Source organism: Aminobacter sp. MSH1 (genome assembly GCF_003071665.1).
Classification (GTDB): Bacteria; Pseudomonadota; Alphaproteobacteria; order Rhizobiales; family Rhizobiaceae; genus Aminobacter; species Aminobacter niigataensis.
Genome location: NZ_CP026265.1, coordinates 4,436,984 through 4,449,257 on the forward strand (window position 1 = coordinate 4,436,984; position 12,274 = coordinate 4,449,257).

Annotated in this window: 11 protein-coding genes; 10 read left to right on the plus strand and 1 reads right to left on the minus strand. The window is 64.8% G+C overall.

The features are described from left to right. The first annotated feature begins 45 nt into the window (after positions 1 to 45). From CO731_RS21915 to CO731_RS21935, 5 genes are all read left to right on the plus strand, one after another. Positions 46 to 1,254: a CAP domain-containing protein gene (locus CO731_RS21915; protein ID WP_108608795.1), complete on the plus strand. Its 1,209-nt coding sequence runs from the start codon at positions 46 to 48 to the stop codon at positions 1,252 to 1,254. Positions 1,255 to 1,340: 86 nt separating this feature from the next. Further along, positions 1,341 to 3,077, plus strand: a complete 1,737-nt coding sequence (locus CO731_RS21920) for a type I secretion system permease/ATPase (RefSeq protein WP_108608796.1) — start codon at positions 1,341 to 1,343, stop codon at positions 3,075 to 3,077. A 2-nt stretch (positions 3,078 to 3,079) separates the two neighbouring features. Beyond that, on the plus strand, positions 3,080 to 4,507 hold the full coding sequence (locus tag CO731_RS21925; RefSeq protein ID WP_108608797.1) for an HlyD family type I secretion periplasmic adaptor subunit: 1,428 nt from the start codon (positions 3,080 to 3,082) through the stop codon (positions 4,505 to 4,507). A gap of 95 nt (positions 4,508 to 4,602) precedes the next feature. Next, a complete protein-coding gene (locus tag CO731_RS21930) occupies positions 4,603 to 5,247 on the plus strand; it encodes a TetR/AcrR family transcriptional regulator (RefSeq protein ID WP_108609982.1) in 645 nt (214 codons plus the stop codon). Then, positions 5,213 to 6,373, plus strand: a complete 1,161-nt coding sequence (locus CO731_RS21935; protein ID WP_108608798.1) for an isovaleryl-CoA dehydrogenase — start codon at positions 5,213 to 5,215, stop codon at positions 6,371 to 6,373. Before CO731_RS21930 ends, CO731_RS21935 begins: the two co-directional genes overlap by 35 nt. Positions 6,374 to 6,390: 17 nt before the next feature. Here the strand turns inward: CO731_RS21935 and CO731_RS21940 are convergent, their stop codons facing one another. Further along, the gene (locus tag CO731_RS21940) at positions 6,391 to 6,783 is read right to left on the minus strand and encodes a hypothetical protein (protein WP_108608799.1); all 393 of its coding nucleotides are present in this window, start codon (positions 6,781 to 6,783) and stop codon (positions 6,391 to 6,393) included. A gap of 340 nt (positions 6,784 to 7,123) precedes the next feature. Here CO731_RS21940 and CO731_RS21945 point away from each other — a divergent pair, with 340 nt between their 5' ends. From CO731_RS21945 to CO731_RS21965, 5 genes are all read left to right on the plus strand, one after another. After that, a complete protein-coding gene (locus tag CO731_RS21945) occupies positions 7,124 to 7,462 on the plus strand; it encodes an AbrB/MazE/SpoVT family DNA-binding domain-containing protein (protein WP_108609983.1) in 339 nt (112 codons plus the stop codon). Between the two features lie 2 nt (positions 7,463 to 7,464). Then, the gene (locus tag CO731_RS21950) at positions 7,465 to 7,836 is read left to right on the plus strand and encodes a type II toxin-antitoxin system VapC family toxin (RefSeq protein ID WP_199914502.1); all 372 of its coding nucleotides are present in this window, start codon (positions 7,465 to 7,467) and stop codon (positions 7,834 to 7,836) included. 120 nt (positions 7,837 to 7,956) lie between these two features. Then, complete coding sequence (locus CO731_RS21955; RefSeq protein WP_108608800.1) at positions 7,957 to 9,564, plus strand: carboxyl transferase domain-containing protein; 1,608 nt, start codon at positions 7,957 to 7,959, stop codon at positions 9,562 to 9,564. A 13-nt stretch (positions 9,565 to 9,577) separates the two neighbouring features. Beyond that, positions 9,578 to 11,536, plus strand: coding sequence for an acetyl/propionyl/methylcrotonyl-CoA carboxylase subunit alpha (locus CO731_RS21960; RefSeq protein ID WP_108608801.1), 1,959 nt, complete (start codon positions 9,578 to 9,580; stop codon positions 11,534 to 11,536). A gap of 101 nt (positions 11,537 to 11,637) precedes the next feature. Beyond that, positions 11,638 to 12,255 (plus strand): YitT family protein, encoded by a 618-nt coding sequence (locus CO731_RS21965; protein ID WP_245439457.1) that lies wholly within the window; start codon positions 11,638 to 11,640, stop codon positions 12,253 to 12,255. Positions 12,256 to 12,274: the final 19 nt, after the last annotated feature.

Below are 12,274 nucleotides of genomic sequence, written 5' to 3' on the forward strand. Positions count from 1 at the left end.
ACATTGGGGGTCCAACAGCAATCAAGAACCAACCGGGGAGACCCTATGCCTCAGCACAGCGCCAACGAGCAGTATTTGCTCGAGCTCATCAACGCGGAGCGCGCCAAGACAGGCGCCCAGCCTCTGGCATTCGACAACGACCTTAGCGAAGCCGCCGAAAATCACGACAGATGGATGCTTTCAGCGGACGTCTTTTCACACACCGGTTCCGGCGGCACGTCGCCGACGACGCGCATGAAGGCGGCCGGCTACACGCTCAGCGGCTCCTGGGCGACCGGCGAGAACATCGCCTGGGCCACGACCCGCGCGCCGACCGGCTACACCGACGAAGTGAAGCTGCTCCACACCAACCTGATGAATTCCTCCGGGCACCGGGCGAACATCCTCAACCCGAACTTCCGTGAAGTCGGCCTCGGCTACGAAGTCGGCGACTACAAGGGCCGTTCGAGCGCCTTCGTGACCGAAGATTTCGCCAAGACGGGCTCGGACCTGTTCCTGACGGGTGTTGCCTTCGACGACAAGGACGGCGACCGCTTCTACGATCCGGGTGAAGGGCTTGGTGCGGTCACGGTGACGGCGAAGAACTCCGCCGGCCAGACCTTCAAGACCACGACCTCGGCAGCAGGCGGCTATGACCTGGTGCTGAAGCCCGGCACCTACACGGTGACCTTCTCGGGCGCCAACATCGCAACGTCGACCCAGACCGCGACGATCGGCACCAAGAATGTCAAGAAGGACCTGATCGACCCGGTGATGAAGTCGGGCACGCTGGCGGCCACGGATTCTGCGGAGGATGCAGGCACGGCCGCACCGACGAAGCCGGTCGACGTTGCCGACAACACCGACACGGGCAGCACCGGTGGCAACAGCACCGGAGGCAACCCCGCCAACAACTGGCTCGCCGACTTCTTCAAGAAGATGGACCATTCCGGCCAGGATCAGGGAACGCGCGGTGCGCGTGAAGTTGCCGGCTCCGCCGACGCCACGGTCAAGAAGTCGGTGGCGTTCGACGGCGACCACTTCAACTTCAGCTCGAAGGTGGCCGCGCACGTCAATGCCGACCAGGTCAACGACATCGCCGACGGCCACGTGCAGCAGGCCGTCGATCATGTGATCGCAGCGTTGCAGGCTCACATGCCTGCGGATGGTCACGCCGTTGCCGATGCCGGCGACGCTGCCCAGGCGGCGGTCGCCAAGATCCTGGCACAGATGGCCGCACATTCGGGCCACCAGAACGCCGACCTCGTCGCCTGATTTTTCTTGCGACACCAAGAAGGCGGGCTTCGCTTCGGCGAGGCCCGCCGCATTGCAGCCGACCGGCTGTCATGGGGGGATAAGTCCTGACCAACCCGCTTGCGAATGACCCGAACCGCCGCTCCGAGCTGCGCGATGCGCTCGGCTCCTTCCGGGGCACGTTCGTCGCCGTTGCCGGCTTCAGCGGCCTGATCAACATCCTGATGCTGTCCGGCTCGCTGTTCATGCTGCAGGTCTACGACCGCGTGCTGCCGAGCCGCAGCGTGCCGACGCTTGTGGCGCTGATCATCCTGGTTGCGGTGCTCTACGCCTTCCAGGGCGTGCTTGAAGCGGTCCGGGCACGCGTGCTGACGCGGATCGGCGCGGGCATCGACGAAATCATCAGCGGCCGCGTCTTCAACTGCATCGTTCGGCTGCCGCTGCGCACACGCGACCGCGGCGAAGGCCTGCAGGCGCTGCGCGACCTCGACCAGGTCAGCGGCTTTCTCTCCGGCGCCGGACCGGCAGCCCTGTTCGACCTGCCGTGGATGCCGCTTTATGTCGGCATCTGTTTTCTCTTCCACCCCTGGATCGGCGTCGCAGCGCTGATCGGTGCGTTGCTGCTTGTGGCGCTGACGGTTCTGACCGACCGCCTGGTACGCGGACCGACCAAGGCGATGTCGGGCTTCAGCACAAGGCGAAGCGCCATCGCGCAATCAAGCGCCCGCAACGCCGAGGTACTCGTGGCGATGGGCATGAGCGACCGGCTGGCGACACGCTGGGGCCAGGCGAATGGCGATTTTCGCGAGGCCCAGGAACGCGCCAGCGACCTGACGAGCGGATTTGGCGCGGTATCGCGCATCCTGCGCATGATGCTGCAGTCGATGGTGCTGGCGCTTGGCGCCTATCTCGTCATCTACCAGCAGGCGACGCCGGGCATCATCATCGCCAGCTCGATCCTGACCTCGCGTGCACTTGCACCGATCGAACTCGCCATCGCGCACTGGAAAAGCTTCCTCAACGCGCGCCAGAGCTGGCACCGCCTCGACGGCCTGTTCGCTGCCATGCCCGCCGCCGAGAACGGCATGGAGCTTCCAGCACCGACCGCCGAGCTGGCCGTGGAAGGCATAAGCGTCGTGGCGCCGGGCGACCGGCGTCTGGTGGTGCAGGACGTCGAATTCTCGCTCCAGGCCGGGTGCGGCATGGGCGTCATCGGCCCCAGCGGCTCGGGAAAGTCGTCGCTGGCGCGGGCGCTGGTCGGGGTGTGGCCGCTGATGCGCGGCAAGGTCCGGCTCGATGGCGCCGCCCTCGAGCAGTGGCCGACCCAATCGCTTGGACGCCATATCGGCTACCTGCCACAGGATGTCGAACTGTTCGCTGGAACCGTGGGCCAGAACATCTCGCGCTTCGAGGACGACGCGGCCTCCGAAACGATCATCGCGGCGGCAAAGGCTGCAGGCGTGCACGACATGATCCTGCGCCTGCCCGAGGGCTACCAGACCGAGATCGGCGAAAGCGGTGCGGCCCTTTCCGCCGGACAGCGCCAGCGCGTGGCCCTGGCACGCGCGCTCTATCGCGATCCGTTCCTTGTCGTGCTCGACGAGCCCAATTCCAATCTCGACGCCGCCGGCGACCAGGCCCTGACGCAAGCCATCGAACGCATCAAGATACGCGGCGGCATTGTCATCGTGGTGGCGCACCGGCCGAGCGCGCTCGCGGCATTGGACCACCTGCTGGTCCTCGGCGGCGGCAAGCAGCAGGCGTTCGGCCTGAAGAGCGACATCGCACGACAGGCGCTGCAACCGGTGCCGGTGCCGCTGCATGCGGTGGGAACGGCGGGCTGACGATGACACTGATAGCAAACCATTCTGCAGCAGACCGGCTGAAGACAGCGCGGGACCTCGTCGCGTCCGTACGGACACGGGCGCTTGCGCTGCTCGACAACGGCGCCAAGCCGATCGATGGCGCATCGCCGCAACAGCTGCGGCTGCGCCATGCCATCAGACGAAACGTGCGGCTGGGCGGCTTTGCCGCGCTGGCTCTGGTGGGCGGACTCGGCCTGTGGTCCGCGACAAGCAGCCTGTCGGGTGCGGTCGTGGCTGCTGGCCATCTGGTGGTCGATTCGAACGTCAAGGCGGTCCAGCACCCGCAGGGCGGCGTGGTCGGCGCGCTGAACGTGCACAATGGCAGCGTCGTTTCGGCAGGCGAGGTACTGGTCAGGCTGGACGACACCGTCGCCAAGGCCAATCTCGCCATCGTCGACAATGGCCTGGACGAACTGATTGCCCGACGGGCGCGCCTGACGGCCGAGCGCGACGGTGCCGACGCGGTCGTCTATCCGGAGGAATTGACGGCACGCGCGTCCGATCCAGAGATCGCCCAGCTGATCGAGGGCGAAAACAAGCTCTTTGCCCTGAGGCGAGAGGCGCGGGATGGGCAGGTATCGCAGCTGCGCGAACGTATTTCCCAGTTCCGGCAGGAAATCTCCGGCATCGAAGCCCAGCAGAAGAGCAAGCAGCAGGAGATCGCCCTGATCAAGGTCGAACTGGGGGGCATGCAGGAGCTGTGGAAGAAGAAGCTGGTGCCCATTTCCCGGCTGGCGGATCGCCAGCGGGCGCAGGCGCAGCTTGACGGCGAGGACGGGCAGCTGACAGCAGCTGCGGCGCAGACGCGCGGCCGGATCAGCGAGACCGAACTCGCCATCATCCAGATCGACCAGGACATGCGCAGCCAGGTGGCGGGCGACCTGCGCGAGATCGACGGCAAGGCCGGAGAGCTGAGGGAACGGCAGGTCGCCGCCATGCAGTCGCTGAAACAGATCGACATCCGCGCGCCGCAAGCCGGCCGGGTCCACCAACTCGCCATCCATACGGTCGGCGGCGTTGTCACCCCTGGCGAAGCGATCATGCAGATCGTGCCGACGGCGGATGCGCTGGTGGTCGAGGCCCGCGTCCAGCCTCAGGATATCGACCAGGTTCGCATTGGCCAGCCGGCGACGCTCAGGCTCTCGGCCTTCAACCAGCAGACGACGCCGGAAGTGGAAGGCACAGTGGACCGGGTTTCGCCCGACATGATTGAAGATCCGAAGGCCGGACTCTCCTACTATGCCGTGCGCATCGCGCTGTCGCCCACGAGCCTGGAACAGGCCGGCAAACCGGACCTCAAGCCCGGCATGCCAGCGGAAGTGTTTCTCAAGACCACCGACCGCACGGTGCTTTCCTATCTGTTCAAGCCCTTGAGCGACCAGGCAAGCCGCGCCTTCCGCAGCGACTGACGTCGATATATCTCGACTGCCAAGGCCACGACCCCCGCTACTTGAATTAATTAAACGTCCGTTTTATTAATTGCCATTCGGGAGGAATGGCTGACATGGCACGAACGGCGGGTTCGGACGGCGGCAGGACGGAAGCGGCAATACGCGACGCTGCCGTGCAGCTGATCGCGCGCCACGGCTATGAGGCCGTGACGATGCGTCAGATGGCGGCTGAAGTCGGTGTCCAGGCGGCTGCGCTCTATCGCTATTTCCCGACCAAGGAAGACCTGCTCCACACGCTGATGCGCGAGCACATGGAAGAGCTGGCCGCCACCTGGGACGCGGCGCGCCCGGCCAATGACGATCCAGTGGCGAGGCTGACCAGCTTTGTCGCCAACCACATTCGATTCCACGTCGAACGCCGGCACGCCACCCATGTCTCGAACATGGAATTGCGCAGCCTTTCGCGCGATAATCTGACCAACATCCTCAAGCTCCGCACCACCTATGAGAAGGAGCTCAGGACCATCCTGCGCGACGGCGCGGACGCCGGCTTGCTGGAAGTCGACGACACCGGGCTGACGGCGATGGCGATCATCCAGATGATCACGGGTGTCATCGTCTGGTTTCGTCCGGATGAGAGGCTGTCGGTCGATGAAGTGACGGCGACCTATCTCGCCATGACGATGCGCCTGACGGGCGCCAAGACCAATACGGAGGACCGGCATGTACGACAAGACGCTGAACTTCGGGCTCGGTGAGGACATCGACAGCCTGCGCGAGATGGTGCGGCGCTTCGCCCAGGAGCGCATTGCGCCGATTGCCGCCGACATCGACCGCTCGAACGAGTTCCCCGCCCATCTGTGGCAGGAACTCGGCGCGCTGGGCCTGCTCGGCATCACTGCCGAAGGCGAATATGGCGGCTCCGAAATGGGCTATGTCGCCCATGTCGTGGCGGTGGAGGAAATCTCCCGCGCCTCGGCTTCGGTCGGGCTGTCCTATGGCGCGCATTCGAACCTGTGCGTGAACCAGATCAAGCGCTGGGGCACGCCGGAGCAGAAGGCGAAATACCTGCCCAAGCTGTGCTCGGGCGAAAATGTCGGCGCTCTCGCCATGTCGGAAAGCGGCTCGGGCTCCGACGTGGTGTCGCTGCGGCTGCGGGCCGAGAAGCGCAACGACCGCTATGTGCTCAACGGCTCCAAGATGTGGATCACCAACGGCCCCGATGCCGATACGCTGGTGGTCTATGCCAAGACCGATCCTGACCGGAAATCGCGCGGCATCACCGCCTTCATCATCGAAAAGACGACGAAGGGTTTTTCGGTGGCGCAGAAGCTCGACAAGCTCGGCATGCGCGGCTCGAACACCGGCGAACTGGTGTTCGACAATGTCGAGGTGCCGTTTGAAAACGTGCTGCACGAGGAGGGCCGCGGCGTCGAAGTGCTGATGTCGGGCCTCGACTATGAGCGCGTGGTGCTGGCCGGCGGGCCGATCGGCATTATGGCGGCTTGCATGGATGTCGCCGTGCCTTACGTGCATGACCGCAAGCAGTTCGGCCAGCCGATCGGCGAATTCCAGCTCGTCCAGGGCAAGCTCGCCGACATGTATTCGACGATGAATGCCGCGCGTGCCTATGTCTATGCGGTGGCGGCGGCCTGCGACCGCGGCCAGACGACACGCAAGGACGCCGCCGGCTGCGTGCTGTTTGCGGCGGAGAAGGCGACCCAGATGGCGCTCGACGCACTGCAACTTCTCGGCGGCAACGGCTACATCAACGACTATCCCACCGGCCGGCTGCTGCGCGACGCCAAGCTCTACGAGATCGGCGCCGGCACGAGCGAAATCAGGCGCTGGCTGATCGGTCGCGAGATCATGGCGGAAGGCTGATGACGCCTCCCGCCTGGTCACTGGAAAGCCCTTGGCAGATCGTCGGTCGGCTTCGACACGATCTGATGGGCGTCGCGCCAGATGACCTCGCGCTGGCCGGCAGTCTTGATGCTCCGAACCGGCAGACCGCCTTCGCCGATCAGCCAGGCGCAGTAACGCGCACGGCTGATGGCCTCGGCGGCACCCGGATTGAACCAGCAGATGCCCCAGATCGAGTTACGCCGCTTGAAGTGGCGGCCGATCCTGTCGGGCACCGGCAAATGCGCATTGAACCAGTCGAACTGCTCGCGCAACTCGGCCAGGATCCAGTCCGGGCAGCCGTTCCGGTAGAGATACCAGGAGGCCTGGAAGAAGCCGGCCTCCACCCGGCTGTTCGGGTGGATGAGTGGCGTGACGAAACGCACATACATGATGACAACCGCGCGGCCTCAACGGCGGCGCGCTCCCCTGCAACTTCGGTGAATTCAAGGTGTGAAAGAGCCGCCCTTCGGCGGCCTCAGCCTTTTGCCGAAGGGAGACGGAATGCCAGGCGCATATCGATGCGTCTCATCGGTCGTCTCCAAGAGGACAGGTTGCGGAATCCGCGGACGAGCCAGCAGCTCGCCCTATCGGGAGCGGGCAGATACACGCATTCCGCAACGTTATCAAGCCAAAACAATCAGAGGTTTCGCAACACCTCCGGCTGCAATTTGCCGCAAATGGCCATTCATGGCACAATCTCGCTTTCTGCCACAGATCGAGGTTCATGCCATGACTGAGCCAGATACACCGAAGGGCTTCGCCGAGGAGCCGCAGAAGCCACACAGCTCCAGGATCAGGGACGAATTGCTGCGGAAGCCGCCAAAGTTCGAGCGCCTGCGCGTGGGCGACGGCGGCCGGGTCGTCATCCCCGCTGCCATGCGCGAGGAAATTGGCATCAAACCCGGCGACGATCTTGTAGCCCATGTCGAGGGCGGAGAACTGAAGCTGATCTCACACCAGATGGCCCTCACTCGGGTCCAAGAGGAAATGGCCAAGTACAAGAAGCCGGGCGAGAGCGTTGTTGACGAGTTTCTGGCCGAGCGCCGCGCGATGTGGGGTGAAGAGTGATCGTGCTCGACGCTTCGGCGGTCTTGGCTGCCATGCTGCAAGAGCCTGGAGCCGACCGGGTGCACGCGCTCGTCGACAAGAGCGTGATCTGTGCGGTCAACACCACGGAGGTCATCTCGAAGCTGATCGACAAGGGCTACGACGAAGTTGCCGTGCGGCAGCAGTATGAGAACATGCATCTTGAGGTAGTTTCGTTCGACCATCACCTTGCGCTGGTCGCCGGGCACCTTCGTTCAACGACGCGCCACAAGGGCCTGTCGCTGGGCGACCGCGCCTGCCTGGCGCTGGCGATACTGACTGAACGAACGGCTGTTACTGCCGACCGGAAATGGGCCGACCTCGACGTCGGCTGCAAGATAGAGGTCATACGCTAGAGCGCAGACGATGCTGGACTTCGCCGAAATTACGAGGCTAGTGCGTTAGATTCGCCACCCCACCATGACTGCTTCGCGCCTTGGGCGCAGCACCGCATGGGTATCAATCCAAGAGGAAAAATGCCGACGCTCCACTCCCAGCTCTCCCCCTCCTCCGAAAGCTTCAAGGCCAACGCCGCACGCCTGCGAACGCTGGTGGCCGATATCAGCGACAAGGCTGCAACGGTGGAGCGCGGCGGCTCGGAAGACGCGCGCAAGCGGCACGCCTCGCGCGGCAAGCTTCTGCCCCGGGAGAGGCTGGCGCAGTTGCTCGACGCCGGCTCGCCGTTCCTCGAGGTCGGCCAGTTCGCCGCCTGGGGACTTTATGGCGGCGACATCGCCTCGGCCGGGCTGATTGCCGGCATCGGCCGGGTCGAAGGCACCGAAGTCATGGTGGTGGTCAACGACGCCACGGTGAAGGGCGGCACCTACTATCCCCTGACCGTGAAGAAGCACCTGCGGGCGCAGGAGATCGCGCTGCAGAACAATCTGCCCTGCATCTACCTTGTCGATTCCGGCGGGGCGAACCTGCCCAACCAGGACGAGGTGTTTCCCGACCGCGACCACTTCGGCCGCATCTTCTTCAACCAGGCCAACATGTCGGCAGCGGGCATTCCGCAGATCGCCTGTGTGATGGGTTCGTGCACGGCGGGCGGTGCCTATGTACCGGCGATGTCGGACGAAACGATCATGGTGCGCAATCAGGCGACGATCTTCCTGGCCGGACCGCCGCTGGTGAAGGCAGCGACGGGCGAAGACGTGAGCGCCGAGGAACTGGGCGGTGCCGACCTGCACACGCGCGTCTCGGGCGTCGCCGACCACTACGCCGTGGACGACGAACATGCGCTGGCGATCGTCAGGCGCATCGTCAAAAACCTGAATCGGAAGAAGGACATCGGGCTCGTCTTGAAGAAGGCGATTCCGCCTGTTCATGCTCCGGAAGAAGTCTATGGCGTCATCCCCGCCGACCTGCGCCAGCCCTATGACGTGCGCGAGGTGATCGCGCGCACCGTCGACGGCTCCGAGTTCGACGAGTTCAAGCAGAACTACGGCACCACGCTGGTGACCGGCTTTGCCCATATCCACGGCATGCCGGTGGGCATCATCGCCAACAATGGCGTGCTGTTTTCCGAAAGCGCGCTGAAGGGCGCGCATTTCATCGAGCTGTGCTGCCAACGCAAGATCCCGCTGGTGTTCCTGCAGAACATCACCGGTTTCATGGTGGGGGCCAAATACGAGGCCGGCGGCATCGCCAAGGACGGCGCCAAGCTGGTGACCGCGGTGGCAACCGCACAGGTGCCGAAGGTGACCATCATCATCGGCGGCTCGTTCGGCGCTGGCAATTACGGCATGTGCGGGCGGGCCTACTCACCGCGCTTCCTGTGGATGTGGCCCAACGCGCGCATCTCGGTGATGGGCGGCGAACAGGCGGCGACCGTGCTCGCCATGGTCAAGCGCGAGGGCATCGAGCGCAAGGGCGGCAGCTGGTCGAAGGAGGAAGAGGCCGAGTTCCGCGCGCCGATCCTCGAAAAATACGAGCGCGAGGGACACCCGCTCTATTCGTCAGCCAGGCTTTGGGACGACGGCATCATCGACCCGGCCAAGACGCGCGAGGTGCTGGCGCTGAGCCTGTCTGCCGCGCTCAACGCGCCTATCGCCGACACCAAGTTCGGCGTGTTCAGGATGTGATGGGGATCAAGCCATGTTTTCGAAAATCCTCATTGCCAATCGCGGTGAAATCGCCTGCCGCGTCATCCGCACCGCCCGCAAGATGGGCGTGAAGACGGTCGTGGTCTATTCGGACGCCGATGCGCGCGCGCTGCATGTCGCGATGGCCGACGAGGCCGTGCATATCGGCGGCTCGCCTGTGGCCGAGAGCTACCTGCGCGGCGACCTCATCATCGCGGCAGCCAAGGCGACGGGTGCCGAGGCGATCCATCCCGGTTATGGCTTTCTGTCGGAAAACCCTGACTTCGTCGACCAGGTGACGCAGGCCGGGCTCGTGTTCATCGGGCCGTCGGCAGAGGCGATCCGCGCCATGGGCCTCAAGGATGCGGCCAAACGGCTGATGGAAAAGGCAGGCGTGCCGGTGGTTCCAGGTTATCACGGCGAGGCGCAGGAGATTGTCATCCTCGCCAGCAAGGCGCGCGAGATCGGCTATCCCGTGCTGATCAAGGCGCGCGCCGGCGGCGGCGGCAAGGGCATGCGCCGGGTCGACCATCCCGACGACTTCTCCGACGCCCTGTCGGGCGCCCGGCGCGAGGCCAAGGCCGCCTTCGGCGACGACCGGGTGCTGGTCGAGAAATATGTCGACAAGCCGCGCCACATCGAAGTGCAGGTGTTCGGCGACAACCATGGCAATGCCGTGCATCTGTTCGAGCGCGACTGCTCGGCACAGCGCCGGCACCAGAAGGTGATCGAGGAAGCCCCTGCCCCGGGCATGACGGCCGAACTGCGCGCGGCGATGACCGATGCCGCGGTGAAGGCCGCCAAGGCGATCGGTTATTCGGGCGCCGGCACGATCGAGTTCATCGTCGATGCCTCGGACGGGCTGAAGCCGGACCGCTTCTGGTTCATGGAGATGAACACGCGCCTGCAAGTCGAGCATCCGGTGACGGAAATGGTGACAGGCGTCGACCTGGTCGAATGGCAGTTGCGCGTGGCCGCGGGCGAGGAAATCCCTGTCGGGCAAGACGGTATCGGGCTCGATGGCCACGCCTTCGAAGCCAGGCTCTATGCCGAAGACCCGGCCAAGGGCTTCCTGCCGGCGATCGGCACGCTGCATCATCTCAGGTTCCCGACCGAGACCGCTGCAGGCACCGAAATCCGCATCGAGACCGGCGTGCGCCAGGGCGATGCCATCTCGCCGTTCTACGACCCGATGATCGCCAAGGTGGTGACGCATGGTGCCGACCGCACGACTGCTCTCGAAGCGTTGGCCGATGCCGTATCGCGGACCGAAGTGGCGGGTTCGACCACCAACGCGGCGTTCCTGGCAGCCTTGGCCCGCGATACCGACTTCGCCTCGGGCGATGTCGACACTGGGCTGATCGGCCGCAAGCAGGAGGAACTGACGGCGAGTGCGGCCCCCAGCAGCCGTGCAGTGGCGCTGGCAGCCCTCGCTGCGACCGGTGCCGGCAATGCGGAAGCCTCTGCAGATCCGTGGTCCAGCATCGCCGGCTACGCACATTTCAACCCGCTGGCGCGACGGGCGAGCCTGTCGTTTGGCGGCGCGGCGATCGTCGCCCACATCATGGCGCGGAGTGACGGGCGCTTCGATGTCCGTCCGGACGGCAGCGAAAGCTTCGTGCTTTCGGCCGACGCTAGCGGCACAAGTGGGGCGACGGTCGCCAGTTGGCCCGGCCACGTCACGGTGTTCGAAAACGGGCGTTCCTTCGACTTCGCTATCAGCGACCCGTTTGCGCGCGCAGCCGAGATCGGCGAAGGCACTTCGAGCATGCGCGCGCCGATGCCGGGGCTGGTCAAGCTGGTACGTGCGGCCAAGGGCGACAAGGTCACCAAGGGCCAGCCGCTGCTGGTGCTCGAGGCGATGAAGATGGAACACACCATTGCCGCCACCCATGACGGGGTGATCCAGGAGATCGCCATGGAAGGCGCGCAGGTGACCGACGGAACGGTGCTGGTGCGCTTCGAGGAATAGTGCTGCCGTTTGCGAAAGCGCAACTCCAGCCGGGAAATGGGTTTCGATTTTCGGGCTGACGTCTTAGGGCTGCGATGCAGCAATCAACGACAGGCGACACCGTGACCGAGACCAACAGCGAAGCCATCCCGCATGGGCTGTACGAGGACGTGCTGGCGCTGCTGACCGGCACGACGCTGGTGGCGCTGGGGCTGGTGCTCTACACCCATGCCGGGCTGATCACTGGCAGTTCGGCCGGGCTGGCGCTGCTCATCCAGTATGTGACCGGCTACGGCTTCGGCGCGGTGTTCTTCGTCATCAACCTGCCCTTCTACTATCTCGCGGTGAAGCGCATGGGCTGGCCGTTCGCGCTGCGCACATTTGCAGCCGTCGCGCTGATTTCAGTCTTGTCGCGGCTAACGCCGGACTGGATCAGCATCGCCCATGTCGATCCGCTCTATGCGGCGATCGCCGGCGGCGGGCTGATGGGGATGGGGCTTCTGGTGCTGTTTCGCCACCGCGCCGGGCTCGGCGGCTTCAACATCCTGGCGCTCTACCTGCAGGACAACTACGGCATCCGTGCCGGCTACTTCCAGCTCGCGGTCGACCTGACCATCCTGGTCATATCGCTGTTCTATCTCGACTGGTCGAAGGTGGCGCTGTCGGTGGCGGGTGCTGCGGTACTCAACCTGATCATCACCATCAACCACCGTCCCGGCCGCTATGTCGGCATGAGTTGACGCGGCAACAAAAAGCCGC